The organism is Herbaspirillum seropedicae, assembly GCF_001040945.1.
Taxonomy (GTDB): domain Bacteria; phylum Pseudomonadota; class Gammaproteobacteria; order Burkholderiales; family Burkholderiaceae_D; genus Herbaspirillum; species Herbaspirillum seropedicae.
In genome coordinates, this window is sequence record NZ_CP011930.1 from 260,048 (window position 1) to 280,080 (window position 20,033).

Consider the following 20,033-nt stretch of genomic DNA (forward strand, 5'->3'; position numbering starts at 1 on the left):
GAGAGGAAGTCCCGATTTTCTTGTGCGAATGATTCAAAAAATATCGATAATTAACCGCTATCGATCAATTTTCATCCTGACATGGACACCACCCGCATCGACAAATGGTGCTGGGCCGCACGCTTCTTCAAGACGCGTTCGCAGGCCACCGAAGCCGTGGAACGCGGCCGCATCCGGCTCAACGGCGAGCGCACCAAGCCGGCCCACAACGTCAAGGCCGGCGACCGCCTCGACGTCGACAACGGCGCCACCGAATGGGAAGTGCTGGTCACCGGCATCGCCGACAAGCGCGGCTCGGCGGCCATTGCCGCCACCCTCTACCAGGAAACCGAAGAGAGCATCGCCCGCCGCGCCGCCCAGGCCGAGCGCCATCGCCTGTTCCGCGAGCCCTCGGCCGAGATCAAGGGGCGGCCGACCAAGCGCGACCGTCGCCTGCTGGACCGTTCCTCATCCTGAGTGCAGGCGCTGCCACCGCAGCCTGGGCTCGTTGTAAGATGAGGGCCGATCTCCCAGGCCTGTCTTTTCTCCAACGTAGGTGCGAAGGTGCAGATGTCTCAGGTTGTTTCTTCCGACTCCATGCAGCCCATGCCGGCGGCGCGGCCCATCCGCAAGGAATGCCCGCCCGGCGCCTGCGACTGCCAGCGCGAAGCGCTGCTGGAATGCCTGCATGCGCCCGAGGCGCGGATCCTGATGCTGACCCGCGAGGAAGAAAAGCGCCTGATCGAACGCATCTTCCGCATCGCTAGCTATGAGGAGCTGCTGCATGTGGGCGCCCTCATGCGCAAGAACCTCGGCATCCACCTGCACATCAGCCCCGGTCCCAACGAGGTGCGCACCGTGCGCGGCCTGCAGATCCATCTGGCCGAGCAACCGGGCCTGTGCCGCAAGACCCGCGACACCATTCCGGCCGCCATCCGCAAGTGCCTGGAAAACAATCCCACCATCGTCTACGCCCTGCTGGACGCCCACGACCTGCTGGGCGCCACCACGTCGCCGCCCGCCTCGCCAGGCTAGCTTGCCGCCAGGAAAGCCCGCTCGCCAGGCGCGCAAGGCCGCCCGATTTTTTGTTTGACTTTTGCGGCGCGATGAATAATAGTACGATCGTTCGAATAAATTCTGCATGAAGAATAGTTCATGCGTCCATGAGGCAGCGGCCACGCAAGCCGCGCCCGTCGACACGGTTCCTTCCCGTCCCGCCCGGGGGCGGATAGCAAAGAGATAACGATGACAGAGACAAGCAAGGTGACCACCGCGCCCGCCCGCCCCAAGTTCCTGCGCAAGGGTGAGCAGACCCGCGCCGCCATCCTCGATGTGGCGCTGGAACTGGCCAGCCGCGACGGCCTGGAAGGCCTCACCATTGGCCTGTTGGCCGAGAAGATGAAGATGAGCAAGTCCGGCGTCTTCGCCCACTTCGGCTCGCGCGAGGACTTGCAGATCGAGGTCGTGCGCCTGTATCACAACCGTTTCGAAGCCGATGTCTTCTATCCCTCCATCAAGGAGCCGCGCGGCCTGCCGCGCCTGGAGGCGATGTTCGCGCGCTGGGTCAAGCAGGTCACGGTGGAAATCGCGCTGGGCTGTATCTACATCAGCGGCGCCGTCGAATACGACGACCGCCCCGGCGCCATCCGTGATCACCTGGTGGCCATGGTGCAGGCCTGGCGCGATGCGCTGGAGCGCTGCATCCAGCAGGCCATCGACGCCGGCCACCTGCGCCCGGAAGTCGATGTCAGCCAGATGGTCTACGAGATGTATGGCCTGATCCTGGCCCTGCATCACGATGCGCGCTTCCTGCACATTCCGGGCAGCGTCGAACGCGCCGAAGCGAGCTTCCGCCGTCTCATCGGCAGCTATCGCCCGCAGGGCAGCGACAGCCTCAGCAGCACCCCCGCCAAGCATTCAAAATCGGCCGCCAGGAAGGCAGCCTAAACCCGTACGGAGACATTCATGCCCCAATACAACGCCCCCTTGCGCGACATGCAGTTCGTGCTGCACGAGCTGCTCAATGTCGAGGAAGTCTTCAAGGAACTGCCGCCGCATGCCGACACCAACCGTGAACTGGTGGACCAGGTGCTGGAAGAGGGCGGCAAGTTCGCTTCACAGGTATTGTTCCCGCTGAACCATTCGGGGGACCGCGAGGGTTGCCACTACGACCGCGAGAGCAAGACCGTGACCACGCCCAAGGGCTTCAAGCAGGCCTACCAGCAATACGTGGAAGCCGGCTGGGCGGCCTTGTCCTGTGACCCGGAATTCGGCGGCCAGGGCCTGCCGCTGACGATCAACAACTCCTTCTACGAGATGCTGAACTCGTCCAACCAGGCCTGGACCATGTACCCCGGCCTCTCGCACGGCGCCTACGAGTGCCTGCATGCGCACGGCTCGGAAGAACAGAAGCAGCTCTACCTGCCCAAGCTGGTCTCGGGCGAATGGACCGGCACCATGTGCCTGACCGAAGCGCACTGCGGCACCGACCTGGGCCTCTTGCGCAGCAAGGCCGAGCCGCAGGCGGACGGTTCCTACAAGATCACCGGCAACAAGATCTTCATCTCCGCTGGTGAAAACGACGTTTCCGCCAACATCATCCACCTGGTGCTGGCGCGCCTGCCGGATGCGCCGGAAGGCTCCAAGGGGATCTCGCTGTTCCTGGTGCCCAAGTTCCTGCCCAATGCCGACGGCTCGCTGGGCGCGCGCAATCCGATCTTCTGCGGCGCTATCGAAGAGAAGATGGGCATCCACGGCAACGCCACCTGCCAGATGAACCTGGACGGCGCCACCGGCTGGCTGATCGGCCAGCCGCACAAGGGCTTGCAGGCCATGTTCGTGTTCATGAACGCGGCCCGCCTGGGCGTGGGCATGCAAGGCCTGGGCCTGACCGAAGTGGCCTACCAGAACGCGTTGGTGTATGCCAAGGACCGCCTGCAGATGCGCAGCCTGTCCGGTATCAAGGCCGCCGACAAGCCGGCCGACCCGATCATCGTGCATCCCGATGTGCGTCGCATGCTGCTGACCGCCAAGGCCTTCGCCGAAGGGGGACGCGCCTTCACGTCCTATGTCGCGCTGGAGCTGGACAAGGAACTGACCCATCCTGATGAGCAAGTGCGCAAGGACTCCGCCGACATCGTGGCCCTGCTGACCCCGGTGGTGAAGGCCTTCCTGACCGACAATGCCTGGATGGCCACCTCCGAGTGCCTGCAGGTCTATGGCGGCCACGGCTACATCGCCGAGTGGGGCATGGAGCAATACGTGCGCGACGCCCGCATCAACATGATCTACGAAGGCACCAACACCATCCAGTCGCTGGACCTGCTGGGCCGCAAGATCCTGATGGACAACGGCGCCAAGCTGAAGAAATTCGGCGCGCAGATCCAGGCCTTCGTGGAAGAACATGGCACGGATGAGTCCATGTCCGAGTTCATCACCCCGCTGGCCGACATCGGCGACAAGGTCACCAAGCTGACCATGGAAATCGGCATGAAGTCCTTCGCCAACCAGGACGAGGCCGGCGCTGCCGCCGTGCCCTACCTGCGCGTGGTGGGCCACCTGGTGTTCTCGTACCTGTTTGCCCGCATGGCCAAGATCGCACTGGAAAAGCAGGACAGCGGCGACAGCTTCTACGCCGCCAAGCTGGCCACGGCGCGCTTCTACTTCGCGCGCCTGCTGCCGGAGACCGCCATGCTGATCCGCCAGGCCCGTTCGGGCGCCGCCAACCTCATGGCGCTGGACGCAGAGTTGTTCTGAGCGCAACACCCTGCCGCACGCGGGCCCAGCGCCGGCGTGCGGCGTTGATCTAGCGCAATCCGGCCCGGCATGCCGTCATGTTCGTGTCACCCCTGCGAGGCATGCTGTGACCTTCTGCAAGAAGGCGTACAGTAGTCGTTCGCACCTGCGGTAGCGCGGCAGCGCCGCTGGCCTGGCCCCGAATTCATGTTTCATGTTTGCAGCACCAGCAAAGGAGAGTTGCGTGTCCAATTTCATCGTCAAAAAAGTGGCAGTGCTTGGCGCCGGCGTCATGGGCGCCCAGATTGCCGCCCACTGCATCAATGCCCGCGTACCGGTCGTGCTGTTCGACCTGCCGGCCAAGGAAGGCCCGAAGAATGGCATCGTGCAACGCGCCATCGAGAACCTCAAGAAACTCAGCCCCGCTCCGCTGGGCAACAAGGATGACGCCGCCCTGATCCAGGTCGCCAACTATGAAGATGACCTGGCCGTGCTGGAAGGCTGCGACCTCATCATCGAAGCCATCGCCGAGCGCATGGACTGGAAGCATGACCTCTACAAGAAGGTCGCCCCGCACATCGGCCCCAAGGCCATCTTCGCCTCCAACACCTCGGGCCTGTCGATCAATGCGCTGTCCGAAGGTTTCGACGCCGGCCTGAAGGCGCGCTTCTGCGGCGTGCACTTCTTCAACCCGCCGCGCTACATGCACCTGGTCGAACTGATCCCGACCCAGTCCACCGAACCGCACATCCTCGACCAGCTCGAAGCCTTCCTCACCACCACCCTCGGCAAGGGCGTGGTGCGCGCCTTCGACACCCCCAACTTCGTCGCTAACCGCGTGGGCGTGTTCGGCATCCTGGCCACCATCATCGAAGCCGAGAAGTATGGTCTCTCGGTCGATGTGGTCGATGACCTGACCGGCGCCAAGCTGGGTCGCGCCAAGTCCGGCACCTTCCGTACCGCCGACGTGGTGGGCCTGGATACCATGGGTCACGTCATCAGGACCATGCAGGACAACCTGAAGGACGATCCCTTCTTCTCCTCCTATGCCACCCCGCCGCTCCTGGCCAAGCTGGTCGAGCAGGGCGCGCTGGGCCAGAAGAGCGGCGCCGGCTTCTACAAGAAGGTGGGCAAGGACATCCTGCGCATCGATCCGGCCAAGGGCGATTACGTCCCGGGCGGCGCCAAGGCCGATGACATCATCGCCCGCATCCTCAAGGAAAAGGATCCGGTCAAGCGCATGAAGGCGCTGCATGATTCGACCAATCCGCAGGGCCAGTTCCTGTGGGCCATCTTCCGTGACGCCTTCCACTACATCGCCGTGCATCTGGAATCGGTAGCCGACAATGCGCGCGACCTCGACTTCGCCATGCGCTGGGGCTTCGGCTGGAGCGTCGGTCCCTTCGAGACCTGGCAAGCCGCCGGCTGGAAGCAGATCGCGCAGTGGGTCAAGGAAGACATCGATGCCGGCAAGGCCTTGTCCACCGCGCCGCTGCCCGACTGGGTCTTCGATGGCCGTGATGGCGTGCATTCGGAGAAGGGGTCGTACTCGCCCTCGAAGAAGGCTGACGTGGCCCGTTCCGAGCTGCCGGTCTACCAACGCCAGGCCTTCCGCGCTCCGCTGGTAGGCGAAGGTGCCGCCGATGGCAAGAGCGCCGGCACCACCTTCTTCGAAGACGAATCGGTGCGCATCTGGCATCAGAACGACGACGTGCTGATCCTGTCCTTCAAGACCAAGATGCACGTGATCGGCCAAGGCGTGATCGATGGCATGAACAAGGCCGTCAGCGAAGCCGAGCAGAACTTCAAGGGTCTGGTGATCTGGCATCCGGACGCGGCCGAAGGCGGCGCCTTCTCGGCCGGCGCCGATCTGCAGTCGATGCTGCCGCTGTTCATGTCCGGCGGCGTCAAGGCCATCGAGCCGGTGGTGCACCAGCTGCAACAGGCGCATCAGCGCCTGAAGTACGCCAGCGTGCCGGTGATCGCCGCCGTGGCCGGGCTGGCCCTGGGCGGTGGTTGCGAACTGCTGCTGCATACCGCCAAGCGCGTGGTCTCCATCGAGTCCTACATCGGCCTGGTGGAAGTGGGCGTGGGCCTGATCCCGGCCGGTGGCGGCCTCAAGGAAGCCGCCGTACGCGCGGCCCGCGAAGCCAAGGGCAACGACATCCTGCCCTTCCTGAAGGAATACATGCTGGCCGCGGCCACTGCCAACGTCTCCAAGTCGGCATTGGAAGCCCGCAAGCTGGGTTACCTGCGCGAGGATGACGTGATCGTCTTCAACCCCTATGAATTGCTGCACGTGGCCAAGGTCGAGGCGCGCGCGCTGTTCGACGCCGGCTATCGTCCGCAACTGCCGCCGCAGGTGCCGGTGATCGGCCGCAATGGCCTGGCCACCATCATGGCGCAGCTGGTCAACATGCGCGATGGCGGCTTCATCTCGGCGCATGACTTCAAGCTGGGCAAGATGATCGCCGAGACCGTGTCCGGCGGCGAGGTGGAAGAGGGCAGCATCGTCAATGAACAATGGCTGCTCGACATCGAGCGCAAGTTCTTCATGGAGTTGCTCAACCATCCCAAGACGCAGGAACGCATCATGGGCATGATGCAGACCGGCAAGCCTGTGCGCAATTAATGAAACCTCTCTCCCCCTGAGGGGGAGGGAGAGTCCAAGGAGATTTTGAATGAGCAAACAACTGCAAGACGCCTACATCGTCGCCGCCACCCGCACCCCCATCGGCAAGGCGCCGCGTGGCATGTTCAAGAACACCCGCCCGGATGACCTGCTGGTGCGCGCCATCCAGTCCGCCGTGGCGCAGGTGCCGGGCCTGGACCCCAAGCTGATCGAGGACGCCATCGTCGGCTGCTCCTTCCCCGAAGGCGCACAGGGCCTGAACATGGCGCGCAATGCCGTGCTGCTGGCCGGCCTGCCCAACACCATCGGCGGCGTCACCATCAACCGCTACTGCGCCTCCGGCATCACCGCCATCGCCATGGCCGCCGACCGCATCCGCGTGGGGGAGGCCGATGTCATGATCGCCGCCGGTGCCGAATCGATGTCGATGGTGCCGATGATGGGCTTTCATCCTTCGATCAACATCAATGCCTTCAAGGATGAGAACGTCGGCATGGCCTATGGCATGGGCCTGACCGCCGAGAAGGTGGCGCAGCAGTGGAAGGTCTCGCGCGAAGCGCAGGACGAGTTCTCGCTGGCCTCGCACCAGAAGGCCATCGCCGCCCAGGAGGCCGGTGAATTCGCCGATGAGATGACTTCCTTCGAGATCGTCGAGCGCTTCCCCAATCTGGCCACCGGCGAGATCGACGTCAAGACCCGCACCGTCAGCCTGGACGAAGGCCCGCGCGCCGATTCCAACCTGGCCGCGCTGGCCAAGCTCAAGCCCGTCTTCGCCGCCAAGGGCAGCGTGACCGCCGGCAACAGCTCGCAGACCTCGGACGGCGCCGGCGCGTTGATCATCGTCTCGGAAAAGATCCTCAAGCAATTCAACCTCACCCCGCTGGCCCGCTTCGTCTCCTTCGCCGTGCGCGGCGTGCCGCCGGAGATCATGGGCATCGGTCCGAAGGAAGCGATTCCTGCGGCCCTGAAGGCCGGTGGCCTGACCCAGGACCAGATCGACTGGATCGAACTGAACGAAGCCTTCGCAGCCCAAGCGCTGGCGGTCATCGGCGACCTGGGCCTGGACCCGAGCAAGGTCAACCCCATGGGCGGTGCGATTGCGCTGGGTCACCCGCTGGGGGCCACCGGTGCGATCCGTGCCGCTACCACCATCCATGCACTGCGCCGCAAGAACCTGAAGTACGGCATGGTGACCATGTGCGTGGGCACCGGCATGGGCGCAGCGGGGATCTTCGAGCGCGTCTGATCGGCGCGCGCAAGGCCCGAACAAAAAGCCGCACTGCTGATGCCGTGCGGCTTTTTTTCATGATGCATGTAAATCATTTATAAAATTAGAGGAGACCCGTGCAGATGGATATCCAACTGAGCAAGGCCGATGGCGTCCTGACCATCCACTTCGACCGCGAAGACAAGAAGAACGCCATCACCGCCGCCATGTACCAGCAGCTGGCCGATGCGCTGAAGGAGGCTGAGAGCGACAGCGCGGTGCGGGCCATTCTCTTCACCGGCAAGCCGAAAGCCTTCTCGGCGGGCAATGACCTGGAAGACTTCCTGAAGAATCCCCCCAAGACCCAGGATGCCCCGGTATTCCAATTCCTGTGGCAGATCAGCCATGCCAGCAAGCCCATCGTGGCGGCAGTCTCGGGCGTAGCGGTGGGCATCGGCACCACGCTGCTGTTGCATTGCGACCTGGTGTATGCAGCCGACAATGCCAAGTTCTCGATGCCCTTCACGCAACTGGGGCTGTGTCCGGAAGCGGCGTCCTCGCTGCTGTTGCCGCACATCGCTGGTTACCAGCGCGCGGCCGAGAAGCTCTTGCTGGGCGAAGCCTTCGGCGCAGACGAAGCCTGCCAGATGGGCTTCGTCAATCGCGTCATGGCGCAGGAGGAGTTGCTGCCGTATGCGCAGCAGCAGGCGGCCAAGCTGGCGGCGCTGCCAGCGGCATCGATCCGTGTGACCAAGCAATTGATGAAGAAGAATCGCGTCACCGCAACCGAGCAGCAGATGGTGGCCGAGATCGAGCACTTCTCGCGCATGCTGACGGCGCCCGAAGCGAAGGAAGCGTTTACGGCCTTCTTCGAGAAGCGCAAGCCGGACTTCAAGCAATTCGCTTGAGCGGGACGGGTGGTGGAGATAGCCCGCCGTCGTCATGGGTCCCGATTCGCGCGCGCGACAAGCGCATCATCGAGGCTCCCAAGAGTAGCTGACTGGCGAAAGTCCGCCCGCCGGAAAATGTTTATTGCTGTCGGATTAAAGCAGCTTGTGCTCTTTATTGCCGGCTTTCTGGCATTTTCGGTGGAGCCGGCGACGTTCATTTTTTGTTGATGATCTGTCTCGGCTGTCTGTAATCCGCTCTGGTAAAGGCTTTGCGGTATGTTGAAAGGGTGATCGAAGGGTTGGGGAAAAGGGAGAGACGGGGCTCCAGCCTTCGCGCAACATGGCTTTTTGGGCGTCAGGAAATACGTTAAATTAGATTTAATGAAGCATTAAAGACGGCTAAATCATTATCGCATTCTGCAATCGCATAATGATTTCACCTACCGATAGCTCACGCGTCGCCCGCCATCTTTTTTCTTCGTCATCCTAATCTAGCCACCAGGAACACGCTCCATGTTTCCTTCGCTCATTCGTCTGGACCGGCCATGATGCAACTGAAGTCCTATTGGCTGGATACCTCGCCCGCCTTCGTCAGCCAGACCCAGACGCTGCCGGAGGGCGCTTGCGACGTCGTCGTGGTCGGTGGCGGCATCACCGGATCGGCCGCCGCGCTGGCGCTGGCGCGCAAGGGGGCGCGTGTGGTCGTCTGCGAGGCGGACATCGTCGGCGGCGCGGCGTCCGGGCGCAATGGCGGCATGTGCAATAACGGCTTCGCTCAGGATTACGCCACCTTGTCGCAGCGCCTGGGCGTCGAATGGGCCAACCGGCTCTACCGCGCCTTCGACGCCGGCGTCGATACGGTGGAGCGGCTGGTGCGCGAAGAATCCATCGATTGCAGTTTTGCACGTCATGGCAAGCTCAAGCTGGCCGCCAAACCGGAGCATGTGGACAAGCTGGCGCGCAGCCAGGAACTGCTGGCCCGCCACGTCGACGGCGACACGCGTCTGCTGAGCCGGGCGCAACTGCGCGACGAACTGGGCAGCGACCGCTACCACGGCGGCCTGCTCATGCACAAGAGCGCCGGCATGCACGTCGGCCGCTACGTGCGCGGGCTGGCGCAGGCGGCCCAGCGACGCGGTGCGCTCTATCTGGAACGGACCCCGGTGCTGGGCATCGAGGCCAAGAATGGCCGCTACGCGGTACGCACGTCGGCTGGCGTCCTGCATGCGGGGCAGGTGCTGCTGGCCAGCGGCATCTCGCAGGTCGGTCCGTTCGGCTGGATTCGCCGCCGCATCGTCCCGGTGGGCGCATTCCTGATCGTGACCGAGCCCTTGCCCGGTGCATTGCTGAAGCAACTGCTGCCGACGCAGCGCATGTACACCGACACCAAGAATTTCGTGAACTATTTCCGCGCCACGCCGGACCAGCGCCTGCTCTTCGGCGGCCGCGCGCGCTTCGCCGCCTCCAATCCGCAGTCCGACGCCAGGAGCGGCGAGATCCTGCGGGCCCAGATGCTGGAAGTCTTTCCGGCGCTGGCGCAGACGCGTATCGACTATTGCTGGGGCGGCATGGTCGACATGACCACCGATCGCTTGCCTCGGGCGGGCCAGCGTGACGGGCTCTATTACTCCATGGGCTATAGCGGCCATGGCACGCATATGGCCACGCTCATGGGCAGCATGATGGCGGAGATCATGGACGGCCATGCCGAGCTGAATCCATGGAAGGACTTCGACTGGCCCGCCATTCCGGGTCATTTCGGCAAGCCGTGGTTTCTTCCTTTCGTGGGAGCCTGGTATCGGCTCAAGGACCGGCTGCAATGACTTGCCGGCTCACCAGGTGAGCCGGACAGCCTGCAACCTCAACCGCGTCGGTCAGGCTCTTTCCCAGTACCGCTGTGATAGCCGCAGGTACTTTGCTCAAACCTCAATCCTCCACTCTGCCAGCCCACCCCATCATGCTTTCTTCCCTGCGTGCGCGCGTCATCTGCGCCTTGATCCTGCTGGTCATCTCCTCGGTGCTCATCAGCACCGCGGCCAACTATCTCATTGCCCGCAAGGGCTTGAATGCGGCTACCGACGACGATCTTGCCACCGCCGTCGACCAGCATGCCGCCGTCATCGGCGACTGGCTCGCGGGCAAGAGCAAGATGATCGCCTCGCTCGAGGACATCTCCCTGACCAGCGACCCCGATGCCATGCTCAAGCAGATCCAGGTGGCAGGCGGCTTCTATGACGTCGGCGTGGGTTACCCGGATAAACGCGCCAAGTTCACCGACTGGCCCAACATCCCGGCGACCTACGATCCGACCACGCGGCCCTGGTACAAGGGGGTGCTGCAGGCGGGCAAGCCGGTCGCTCTTCCCTATGTGAGCACCAGCGGGCTGCTGCTGGTGGCGCTGGCGCGGCCGGTGATGCGTGACGGCGTGCTCAAGGCCGTGGTGGTCGGTGATGTGGCGCTCGATAGCGTGGTGGAGAACATCAAGTCCATCCACCCCACACCCTCCAGCTTCGGCATGCTGGTCGAGCAGGGTGGGCGCATCATTGCGCATCCGGACGCGCAACTGCGCTTCAAGCAGGCCAGCGAACTGGCGCCGGAGTTCAGCGACCTCAACGTCGCCAACGCCGGTCCGGGCCAGCCGCCGGTGCATATCGTCGTCGATGGGCGCGAGAAGCTGGTGCGCGTGCAGGCTGTGCCGGGCACCGACTGGAACATCGTGGTGGCCATTGACCAGCAGGAAGCCAGCGCGGGCGTACGTGCCTTGCTGGCTTCATCGCTGCTCTCGCTGGTGGCGGTGGTGATTGCGGCCTCGCTGATCGGCGCGGCCGTCACGGCCACGGCATTTCGCCGGCTGGGGCAGATCAGCGCTGCCATGACGGCCATTGGCTCGGGCAGCGGCGACCTGACCCAGCGCCTGCCGGATCATGGCCGCGACGAAGTGGCCATCATCGCGCAGTCCTTCAATGCCTTCGTGGCCAAGCTGCAGAGTGTCATGCGCGATATCCGAGATGCCGGCGAAACCGTGCGCGTGGCCTCCGACGAGATCGCCGCCGCCAATCACGACCTGTCGGTCCGTACCGAATCGGCCGCGGCCAGCCTGGAGCAGACTGCCGCCTCCATGGCCGAGATCTCTGCCACCGTGGACCGCTCGGCCACGGCCGCCCACGAGGCCGACCAGCGCTCCAGCGCCGCTACCGGGATCGCCTCCCAGGGCGGCAAGGTGGTCAGCGATGCGGTCGCCACCATGGGCGAGATCGAGAAGGTCTCGGCGCAGATCGGCGACATCATCAGCGTCATCGATGGTATCGCCTTCCAGACCAATATCCTGGCCTTGAACGCAGCGGTCGAATCGGCGCGCGCCGGGGAGCAGGGGCGCGGATTTGCAGTGGTGGCCCATGAGGTGCGCAATCTCGCGCAACGGAGCGCCGGCGCTGCACGCGAGGTCAAGGATCTGGTGGAGGCCACCATTTCGCGGGTTGCGGCGGGATCGCAGCAGGTCCGCCAGGCCGGCGGCACCATGCGCGACATCGTTACGCATACGGACGATGTGCAATCCGCCATCGCTGATATTGCGCGCACCACCACCGAGCAGACGCGCGGAATTCAGGAGGTGAACCAGGCCGTCATCCAGCTCGACGGCATGGTGCAGCAGAACGCGGCGCTGGTGGAAGAATCGGCGGCGGCTTCATCGACCTTGCAGCAGCAGGCCAATGTGCTGGCCGCGACCATCGCACGCTTCAGGATCGACTGAACACTGCCAGCGCCGCGCCGCGCCGCTGGCCGCAGGCCATGTTAAGCGGCATTGGATGGGGTGATGACGATCTGGTTGCGCCCCGCGCGCTTGGCCTCGTACAGCGCCGCGTCGGCCCGCGCCATCAGGCCTGCCAGATCGAGCGCCGCCGTGCTGAAGAGACTGACGCCCACACTCAGGCTGACCGCCTCCGGGGTGGCCACCGCCGTCTGCGTCACGTGTACAAAGGCTTGCCGCAGCTGTTCGCCGATATGCGCCACTTGCGCTTGGCGTCCATCCGGCAACAGGATGGCGAACTCGTCGCCTCCCAGCCGGGCAGCCAGGGCATCGTCCGGCAAGACCTCGCGCAGCAGGGTGCTCAAGGCCTCGAGCAGCTTGTCGCCGGCGGCGTGGCCGTGCAGGTCGTTGACCTGCTTGAAGTTGTCGATGTCGATGAGCAACAGGGCGCCAGGATGCGCCTGGCTGGCTTGCGCAATGAGCGCGGGCGCCCTGGCCTGCAGCGCCCGCCTGTTCAGCAGGCCGGTGAGCGGATCGCGCGCCGCCAGTTGTCCGATGCGCTCTTCCCGGCGATGGCGCTCGGTGCCGGTCATCGACAGCGCAATGAGCATCACCGCCATCGACCCCTCCACCAGCGAGATCTGGATCAGGGTGCCGCCGAACGCGGCCAGATCGACGACGGCGCCCAGCGCCAGCGCCGAGACCGCCTTGGCGAGATAGAACAGCCCATGGATCAGCAATACGTAGCGCAGCTGCACCGCGCCCACGCTCAGGGAAGCGCCGTGCGGACGCAGCAGGCTGCTGGCGCGCAAGGTCAGCACGGCGATCATCAGCGACTGCAGGCCCAGCATCACGCGTGACCACCAGGCGTGCGTGGGCAGCAACAGCATCAGCAGCCACAGCAGCGCGATGAGCCACCATGCGCGCGAGATCCGGGTGCGCATGAAGCCCGCCACGCCCGCCAGGAAGCAGGCATGGGCAGCGATGAGCAAGCCATTGGCGAACCAGATGCCCACCAGCAGATAGCCGCGCGAGCGCAGCAGCGCCAGGAAGGAACCCACGGTGATGATGGCAAAGCCGCTGCTCCAGAGCAGCAGCGAGCGTTCGCGCACTACGCTCCATTCTACGGTCAGGTACAGGGAAGCGGCCGCCGCCAGGGCGATGGTGAGGATGAGGAGGGTGGAAGGATCAAGAGCCATGGACAGGAAGCGCACTGCAATACCGCGTCGTGATGACGCGGCGTTATTGTAGCCTCAGGCGCGCCGGGGCCTGCTATCCGATGGCGAATTTTGGCGTGGCTCTCAGTCCTGGCGCGGCGACGGCGCCACATTCTCCTCATTGTCGGGCTGCCCCTGCGGCTCTGCTTGCACCTGCTGGGGCGAGAACAGGGGCAGCTTCTTCTTCACCAGCGGCAGGTTCTCGCGCAGCGTGCCGTCGGGCAACACCGCTTGTTCGGCCGATAGCCAGTTTCCATTGTCCGGGTTCATCGTAGGGCTCCTTGCAGGGTTGCGGAGAGGCAAGCTTGTCGTTTTCCTGCCAATACCGCGTTGATGCATCGCAATCGCGCCCGGCTTTTGATGAGAATTCTTCTTGTTGCTTGGATAATGACTCGGTACTCACGTACTATTCCGGACGGAAAGGCAGGCTGCACAAGGCTTGCCGACCGGCAACAGGAAATGATGTTCAGGATGAAGATGTTCCACACCCCCACCCCGCAGACCGGAGTGCAAGCACCCGCCGCTCAGCTTTCATTGCAGCAACTGATCCGCGCCGACCAACTGGCGGCATTGCGTCAGACCGTGCTGCTGTCCATTCCGGTCAACATGGTGCTGGGGGCGATCTGCACCTTCGTGGCATGGCGTGCTGGCCACTTGGCCATTGCGCTGCTCTGGCTGGCCTGCTCGGGGATGGTCAACCTGCTGCGCATCCTGGCCTGCCGCCTGCCGGTGCAGCGCGTGGCCGCACTCGTGCAGCGCATCGCTGCGCCCGGCGCCGGCGTCATCGACCTGAACCTGCGCGTGCACTGGATGTTGGCGCTGTGCTCGGGGCTGGTGTGGGCGGGCGTGGCCTTGCTGTGCGCGGGCTATACCGCGCCCGGCACGCTCTTCTATCTCACCTGCGTATGCGGTATCACGGCCGGTGCGGTCACGCACGGCTTTGCCTATGCCCGCATTCCCATCGCCTTCATCACGCCACCCCTGCTGGCCATCATCGCCAGCCTGGTGCTGGTCGAACCCGATACCACCCGCGTGGCCCTGGCCGCTGCCGTGCTGCTCTACCTGGGCGCGCTCATCCGCGGTTCCAAGGTCAGCGAAGGCCTGGTGTCGCACGCCAGCGCCCTCAAGAACGAAGCCACCACCGCCAGCCAGGCCCTGGAAGTGGCGCACCGCGACCTGCACCAGTTCGCCGAGCGCATGCGCTACCAGGCCGAGCACGACCTGCTGACCGGCTTGCTGGGGCGGGCCGGCTTCATGGCGGCGGCGCAGGCCATGGCGGCGCGGCGCGAAGAGGTGCTGTGCATGATGTTCCTCGACCTGGATGGCTTCAAGGTCATCAACGACGCCTATGGCCATGACGCCGGCGACCAGGTGCTGGTGGAGGTGGCGCGGCGCCTGCAGGGCTGCCTGCCCGCTGGCGCCACGCTGGCCCGCCTGGGCGGGGACGAGTTCGTGATCCTCTATGCGCTGGATGCGCAGGCCGAGCTGCCCGAGCTGCTGGCGCGGCGTCTCATCGAGGTGGTGCGCCAGCCCTTTGCGCGACTGGCGCACCGGCATATCGGCCTGAGCCTGGGCATCACCTTGTCTGACCGTGACGATATCGACGAAATGCTGGTCTGCTCGGACGCCGCCATGTACCAGGCCAAGCGCCGTGGCCGCAACCAGTTCTGCGTCTTCAATGAAACGCTCAATGCCCATCTGCAGATGAAGCGCGATGTCGAACGCGACCTCGCTGGCGCGCTGGCGCGGCGCGAACTGGCGGTGTGGTTCCAGCCCATCGTGCAGCACGATGGACAGACCCTGGATGGCTTCGAGGCGCTGCTGCGCTGGCAGCATGGCAAGCATGGCGCCATCGCCGCGCCTGACCTGATCGAGATCGCTGCGCTGGCCGGCCTGTCTGAAGAGCTGCTGCGCTTCATCCTGGAGGAAGTGGCGGGCATGATCGCCTTCCTGCAGTCCAGCGGACGCAGCGACCTGCGCATCTCGATGAATATCTCGCCGCGTGAAATGGAGCGCCTGGTGGTCGATGAGCTGGTGGTCTCCATGCTCAAGGCGCACCGGCTGCCGGCGCGCATGCTGGAAATCGAGATCACCGAAGAAACCGCGCTGGACCTGCAAGCCGCCACCCAGACCCTGGTGGCGCTGGCCCTGCAGGGCGTGCGCATCGCCATCGACGATTTCGGCGTGGGCTATTCCTCGCTGGGTTTCCTGCGCCAGATGCAGGTCTCGCGCGTGAAGATCGACCGCAGCTTCGTCACCGGCCTGGCCGACCAGACCGAGAACCAGGCACTGGTGTCGGCGGTGTTGCAACTGGCCGGCAGCTTCGGCTTCCAGGTCGTGGCCGAGGGCGTGGAAAGCGCCGAGGACCTGCAGACCCTGCAAGCCATGCACTGCCATGCGATGCAGGGGTATTACTTTGCCCCGCCCATGCCGGCCGCGCAGGCGCGTGCGCGCATCGAGGCGCTGGCGCAGGCCTGAAGAGCACACCGATGTCAGCAGCATGACCGCTGCTGACAATGTTGAAGCAGATCAAGCTTTGCGCGATCTGTGCAAAGCGCCACCCTCCTGGCAATTGAAGCCGCTCCCTGGGGCAGTTATGCTGCAACACGGCATGAACCTGCATGCCAGCCCTTCCCCCCAGAGGAGAACGACATGCTGCAATCCGTGCAGGCCACCCCGGCCGAGCGCTACGATCAACTCATCCGCGACGCCCTCGGCGCGCAAGCCATGCGCGTGGCAGTGGTCCATCCGTGTTCGCCGGAAGCCCTGCAAGGCGCGCTGGAAGCGCGTGACGAAGGCCTGTTCGATCCGGTGCTGGTCGGCCCGGAAACACGCATCCGGCGCATCGCCGAGGCCGCCGATATTTCCTTGCAGGGCTTGCCCATCGTGCCTGCCGAGCACAGCCACGCCGCGGCCGCCCGTGCCGTCGAGATGGCGGTGGCCGGCGAGGTGGGCGCGCTGATGAAGGGCAGCCTGCACAGCGACGAACTGCTGGGCGCGGTGGTGGGCGGGGCTTCGGGATTGCGCACCGAGCGCCGCATCAGCCATGTCTACGCCATGGCCATCCCGGCCTATCCCAAGCCGCTCATCATCACCGACGCCGCCATCAATATCGCGCCCACGCTGGCGCACAAGCGCGACATCTGCCAGAACGCCATCGACCTGCTGCATGTCATGGGCGTGCCGCGTCCCCATGTCGCCGTGCTGGCGGCGGTGGAAACGGTCAATCCGGCCATGCCCTCCACGCTGGATGCGGCGGCCCTCACCGTCATGGCCACGCGCCATCAGATCACAGGAGCATTGGTCGATGGGCCGCTGGCCTTCGACAATGCCATCAGCCTGCAGGCCGCCAGCGTCAAGGGCATCGTCTCGCCAGTGGCCGGCAGCGCCGACATCCTGCTGGTGCCGGACCTGGAAGCCGGCAACATGCTGGCCAAGCAACTGATCTACCTGTCGCAGGCCGATGCAGCAGGGCTGGTGCTGGGGGCGCGCGTGCCCATCATCCTCACCAGCCGCGCCGACAGCCTGCGCGTGCGCCTGGCCTCGTCGGCACTGGCGCGCCTGGTGGCCTCGCGCCAGCGACTGCAATCCGCGGACCGGGAGCTGGCATGAACCGTCTGCTACTGACCTTCAATGCCGGTTCGTCCACGATCAAGCTGGGCGTGTTCCGCCTCGATGGCGCGCGCGCCCGCAAGATCGGCCAGGGGCAGCTGGACCTGCACCTCGCGCCGCTGAAACTGCGCCTGGAGATCGACGGCGAACGTTCCGAGGTGGAGATCGACGCTGATCCCGCTGCCGCCATGGACCGCGTGCTGGAACAGGTGCTGCACCAGCTGGAAGTGGGACACGCCCAAGGCGAGCTGTGCGCCGTCGGTCATCGCGTCGTGCATGGCGGCCTGCATCTGGCGCAGGCGGTGCGGCTCGACGACGCCATCGAGACCGAACTGGAAAACCTGGCCCCGCTGGCGCCCCTGCACCAGCCGCAGAACCTGCGCCTGATCCGCGCCATTGCGCGGCTGCGTCCGGGTCTGCCGCAGACGGCCTCCTTCGATACCGCGTTTCACGCCAGCCAGGATGCGCTGGCGCGCCGCTTCGCGCTGCCGCGCAGACTGCATGAAGAAGGCGTGCTGCGCTACGGCTTCCATGGTATTTCCTACAGCTATGTGGCCGCCGAGATGCGCCGCCAGGCGCTGCCCGAGGCCCATGCCCGCGTGGTAGTGGCGCACCTGGGCAATGGCGCCAGCCTGTGCGCCCTGCATGCCGGGCGCAGCGTGGACGCCAGTACCGGTTTCTCCACGCTGGACGGCGTACCCATGGGAACGCGCTGCGGCGCGCTCGATGCCGGCGTGCTGTTGTACCTGCTGCGCCAGGGAATGTCGCTGGATGAACTGGAAGACCTGCTCTATCACCGCAGCGGCTTGCTGGGGGTATCCGGCCTGAGCGCGGATGTGCGCAGCCTGCAGCAGAGCCAGGACAGCGCCGCCCGCGAGGCGCTGGACCTGTTCGCCCTGCGCTGCGCCGGTGAAGCGGCGCGCCTGGCCTCCACCCTGGGCGGGATCGACGCCCTGGTCTTCACGGCCGGCATCGGCGAGCATGACGCCGCCATGCGCGCGGCCATCTGCGAACGATTGGGCTGGCTGGGCGTGCGCCTGGACCCGCAGGCCAACGCCGCCCATGCCGGCCGCATCAGCCGCGCCGACAGTGCTGTCAGCGTCTACGTCATTCCCACCAATGAAGAGCAGGTCATCGCCGACGACGCGGCTGCGCTCTTGCTCACATCCGCGACAGGAACACCCTCATGAGCAGCACCACGGATACCGCGCTGCCCATCATGCCGGCCGGCAGCGTCCCGCTGTTCTGGCCCATGGCCTTTGCCGCCCAGGCGTTCAAGCAGGGGCAGGACATGATGGACAAGCAGCTGCGCTTCCTGGAAGAGGAAGCCAAGCTGCATGCCGTCCACCATCCCCGCATGGCCACGCCCCACCGCGAACGCCTGCGCCTGCGCACGCTGACCCTGCGCGAATACGGCAGCGCCGATGCCGGCCACGCCACTGTGCCCACGCTCATCGTGGCGCCCTATGCTGGCCACACCTCCGTCATCGCCGACTATGACCAGGGCCAGAGCCTGGTGGAGACGCTGTTGGGAAATGGCGTGGACCATGTGCTGCTCATCGACTGGCACAGCGCCAGCGCCGACATGAAGGACCTGGAGATCGACAACTACCTGGCCGACCTGTGCGTGGTCATCGACGAGCTGGGCGGTCGTGTGCGGCTGGTGGGGCTGTGCCAGGGCGGCTGGATCTCGGCCATGATTGCCGCGCGTTTCCCGGAAAAGGTGGCGCGGCTGGTGCTGGCGGGCTCGCCCATCGATGCGGGCGCGGGGGAGGGACCCTTGAAGCAGATGGTGCAACGCCTGCCGCTGCGCTTCTACGAAGACCTGGTGCGCAGCGGTGGTGGTCTCATGCGCGGCAGCTTCATGCTGCAGGGCTGGAAGAACATGCATCCCGACGAGCACTACTTCAACGAGCACCTGGAATTGCTCCAGCACATCGACGACCCGGCCTACCTGGCCAAGCGCGAGACCTTTGCCGCCTGGTACGAAACCACGGTCGACCTGCCGGGGCGCTGGTACCTCCAGGCCATCGGCCACATCTTCAAGGACAACCTGCTGGCGCGCGGCAAGTATGTGGCGCTGGGACAGCAGCTCGATCTGCGGCAGATCACTTGTCCGCTCTACCTGCTGGCGGGCGAGCGCGACGACATCACCACACCGGAGCAGGTGCTCAACGCCGCCGCACTGGTAGGCACGCCCGCCGCGCAGATCACGCAGAAGATCGTGCCGGGCGGCCATATCGGATTGTTCATGGGTAGTCGCACGCTGGCCGAGGTCTGGCCGCAGATCGCAACCTGGCTGGTGCAGCCGGACTGAGCCGCAAAGCGCTCAGGAAGCGCGCTTGCGCCCGACCGGCTTGGTGGGCGCAGGGGCCGGGGCGGGCGGCACGGCGATGGAGGCCTTCAGGAACCACGACAGCACCGATTCGGCGGTCTTGCCATCGACGATGTGCGGGACGCAGCGATAGGAAAAGCTCACCCCTTCGCACAAGGCCATGAGGCCGATGGCGATCTCGCGCGGCGGCGCGGACAGCGTCGTGCCGGTGAGCTGGCCATAGGCTTCGACGAAGCCGGTGATCTGACGGTAGCGCTCTTCCAGGAAGCCATCGAGCTGGGCGCGGAATTTCTCGTCGCGCAGCGCCACGATGCGCGCCTCCATCCACAGCAGGCTGCACTTGTCGTCGCGGTAGAGGCGCGAATACTGTGCGGCCAGTTCATCTTCCAGCACCGCCGCATCCGTCATGGGGGCTTCCAGGATGCGCTGGAAGCCGCGGTCGATGCTCTCGCCTTCACGCCGCAGCAACTCGAAGAAGAGCTGGGTCTTGTCATCGAAGTTGGAATAGAACGCCCCGCGCGAATACCCGGCAGCCGTGCTGATATCCTCCACGCTGGCCAGCGCAAATCCCTTTTGCATGAAAACCGCGTGCGCAGCCTCCAGCAGCCTTTCCCTGGTCTGCTCCCGGCTTTGCTCGCGGCTGAGTCGTTGGCGTGTCATAGGGCGAGATTCTAACAC

Annotated in this window: 16 protein-coding genes; 13 read left to right on the top strand and 3 right to left on the bottom strand. The window is 65.0% G+C overall.

Annotated features, from left to right (window positions below; all coding sequences use genetic code 11):
• The first annotated feature begins 81 nt into the window (after positions 1-81).
• The 9 genes from ACP92_RS01240 to ACP92_RS01280 all read left to right on the top strand — a co-directional run bounded on the left by ACP92_RS01240 (position 82) and on the right by ACP92_RS01280 (position 12,194).
• Positions 82-456, top strand: a complete 375-nt coding sequence (locus ACP92_RS01240) for an RNA-binding S4 domain-containing protein (protein WP_013232299.1) — start codon at positions 82-84, stop codon at positions 454-456.
• Positions 457-549: 93 nt separating this feature from the next.
• A complete protein-coding gene (locus ACP92_RS01245; protein WP_013232300.1) occupies positions 550-1,014 on the top strand; it encodes a hypothetical protein in 465 nt (154 codons plus the stop codon).
• Between the two features lie 210 nt (positions 1,015-1,224).
• Positions 1,225-1,926 carry a TetR/AcrR family transcriptional regulator gene (locus tag ACP92_RS01250; RefSeq protein ID WP_013232301.1) on the top strand — a complete coding sequence of 234 codons (702 nt, stop codon included), beginning with the start codon at positions 1,225-1,227 and terminating at the stop codon, positions 1,924-1,926.
• Positions 1,927-1,944: 18 nt separating this feature from the next.
• On the top strand, positions 1,945-3,735 hold the full coding sequence (locus ACP92_RS01255) for an acyl-CoA dehydrogenase C-terminal domain-containing protein (protein WP_013232302.1): 1,791 nt from the start codon (positions 1,945-1,947) through the stop codon (positions 3,733-3,735).
• Between the two features lie 223 nt (positions 3,736-3,958).
• On the top strand, positions 3,959-6,346 hold the full coding sequence (locus tag ACP92_RS01260) for a 3-hydroxyacyl-CoA dehydrogenase/enoyl-CoA hydratase family protein (RefSeq protein ID WP_041309986.1): 2,388 nt from the start codon (positions 3,959-3,961) through the stop codon (positions 6,344-6,346).
• A 49-nt stretch (positions 6,347-6,395) separates the two neighbouring features.
• Positions 6,396-7,592, top strand: coding sequence for an acetyl-CoA C-acyltransferase (locus tag ACP92_RS01265; RefSeq protein ID WP_013232304.1), 1,197 nt, complete (start codon positions 6,396-6,398; stop codon positions 7,590-7,592).
• 104 nt (positions 7,593-7,696) lie between these two features.
• Positions 7,697-8,461, top strand: coding sequence for an enoyl-CoA hydratase (locus ACP92_RS01270; protein WP_171941746.1), 765 nt, complete (start codon positions 7,697-7,699; stop codon positions 8,459-8,461).
• Between the two features lie 530 nt (positions 8,462-8,991).
• A complete protein-coding gene (locus ACP92_RS01275) occupies positions 8,992-10,266 on the top strand; it encodes an NAD(P)/FAD-dependent oxidoreductase (RefSeq protein WP_171941749.1) in 1,275 nt (424 codons plus the stop codon).
• A 134-nt stretch (positions 10,267-10,400) separates the two neighbouring features.
• On the top strand, positions 10,401-12,194 hold the full coding sequence (locus ACP92_RS01280) for a methyl-accepting chemotaxis protein (protein ID WP_013232307.1): 1,794 nt from the start codon (positions 10,401-10,403) through the stop codon (positions 12,192-12,194).
• Between the two features lie 41 nt (positions 12,195-12,235).
• Here ACP92_RS01280 and ACP92_RS01285 read toward each other — a convergent pair whose 3' ends face one another.
• Together ACP92_RS01285 and ACP92_RS01290 are read right to left on the bottom strand one after the other, a co-directional pair.
• On the bottom strand, positions 12,236-13,390 hold the full coding sequence (locus tag ACP92_RS01285) for a GGDEF domain-containing protein (protein ID WP_013232308.1): 1,155 nt from the start codon (positions 13,388-13,390) through the stop codon (positions 12,236-12,238).
• Between the two features lie 102 nt (positions 13,391-13,492).
• Positions 13,493-13,678, bottom strand: coding sequence for a hypothetical protein (locus tag ACP92_RS01290; RefSeq protein ID WP_041309988.1), 186 nt, complete (start codon positions 13,676-13,678; stop codon positions 13,493-13,495).
• Positions 13,679-13,885: 207 nt separating this feature from the next.
• Between ACP92_RS01290 and ACP92_RS01295 the strand changes: the two genes are divergently transcribed.
• The 4 genes from ACP92_RS01295 (at position 13,886) to ACP92_RS01310 (ending at position 19,337) form a co-directional block, all read left to right on the top strand.
• The gene (locus tag ACP92_RS01295; protein ID WP_156181672.1) at positions 13,886-15,886 is read left to right on the top strand and encodes a putative bifunctional diguanylate cyclase/phosphodiesterase; all 2,001 of its coding nucleotides are present in this window, start codon (positions 13,886-13,888) and stop codon (positions 15,884-15,886) included.
• A 174-nt stretch (positions 15,887-16,060) separates the two neighbouring features.
• Positions 16,061-17,020, top strand: coding sequence for a bifunctional enoyl-CoA hydratase/phosphate acetyltransferase (locus ACP92_RS01300; protein ID WP_013232311.1), 960 nt, complete (start codon positions 16,061-16,063; stop codon positions 17,018-17,020).
• Positions 17,017-18,210, top strand: coding sequence for an acetate/propionate family kinase (locus ACP92_RS01305; RefSeq protein WP_013232312.1), 1,194 nt, complete (start codon positions 17,017-17,019; stop codon positions 18,208-18,210). The genes ACP92_RS01300 and ACP92_RS01305 overlap by 4 nt, the downstream gene beginning before the upstream one ends.
• Entirely contained in the window at positions 18,207-19,337 is a 1,131-nt protein-coding gene (locus tag ACP92_RS01310) for an alpha/beta fold hydrolase (protein WP_013232313.1), read from the top strand. The genes ACP92_RS01305 and ACP92_RS01310 overlap by 4 nt, the downstream gene beginning before the upstream one ends.
• A gap of 12 nt (positions 19,338-19,349) precedes the next feature.
• On the opposite strand, the gene ACP92_RS01315 is transcribed toward ACP92_RS01310, so the two are convergent.
• Positions 19,350-20,015 (bottom strand): TetR/AcrR family transcriptional regulator, encoded by a 666-nt coding sequence (locus tag ACP92_RS01315; protein ID WP_013232314.1) that lies wholly within the window; start codon positions 20,013-20,015, stop codon positions 19,350-19,352.
• Between the last annotated feature and the right edge of the window lie 18 nt (positions 20,016-20,033).

Coding starts and splice junctions, on each gene's coding strand:
- ACP92_RS01240 (WP_013232299.1), top strand. CDS start 82: ATGGACACCACCCGCATCGACAAATGGTGCTGGGCCGCACGCTTCTTC.
- ACP92_RS01245 (WP_013232300.1), top strand. CDS start 550: ATGTCTCAGGTTGTTTCTTCCGACTCCATGCAGCCCATGCCGGCGGCG.
- ACP92_RS01250 (WP_013232301.1), top strand. CDS start 1,225: ATGACAGAGACAAGCAAGGTGACCACCGCGCCCGCCCGCCCCAAGTTC.
- ACP92_RS01255 (WP_013232302.1), top strand. CDS start 1,945: ATGCCCCAATACAACGCCCCCTTGCGCGACATGCAGTTCGTGCTGCAC.
- ACP92_RS01265 (WP_013232304.1), top strand. CDS start 6,396: ATGAGCAAACAACTGCAAGACGCCTACATCGTCGCCGCCACCCGCACC.
- ACP92_RS01270 (WP_171941746.1), top strand. CDS start 7,697: ATGGATATCCAACTGAGCAAGGCCGATGGCGTCCTGACCATCCACTTC.
- ACP92_RS01275 (WP_171941749.1), top strand. CDS start 8,992: ATGCAACTGAAGTCCTATTGGCTGGATACCTCGCCCGCCTTCGTCAGC.
- ACP92_RS01280 (WP_013232307.1), top strand. CDS start 10,401: ATGCTTTCTTCCCTGCGTGCGCGCGTCATCTGCGCCTTGATCCTGCTG.
- ACP92_RS01285 (WP_013232308.1), bottom strand. CDS start 13,390: ATGGCTCTTGATCCTTCCACCCTCCTCATCCTCACCATCGCCCTGGCG.
- ACP92_RS01290 (WP_041309988.1), bottom strand. CDS start 13,678: ATGAACCCGGACAATGGAAACTGGCTATCGGCCGAACAAGCGGTGTTG.
- ACP92_RS01295 (WP_156181672.1), top strand. CDS start 13,886: ATGTTCCACACCCCCACCCCGCAGACCGGAGTGCAAGCACCCGCCGCT.
- ACP92_RS01300 (WP_013232311.1), top strand. CDS start 16,061: ATGCTGCAATCCGTGCAGGCCACCCCGGCCGAGCGCTACGATCAACTC.
- ACP92_RS01305 (WP_013232312.1), top strand. CDS start 17,017: ATGAACCGTCTGCTACTGACCTTCAATGCCGGTTCGTCCACGATCAAG.
- ACP92_RS01310 (WP_013232313.1), top strand. CDS start 18,207: ATGAGCAGCACCACGGATACCGCGCTGCCCATCATGCCGGCCGGCAGC.
- ACP92_RS01315 (WP_013232314.1), bottom strand. CDS start 20,015: ATGACACGCCAACGACTCAGCCGCGAGCAAAGCCGGGAGCAGACCAGG.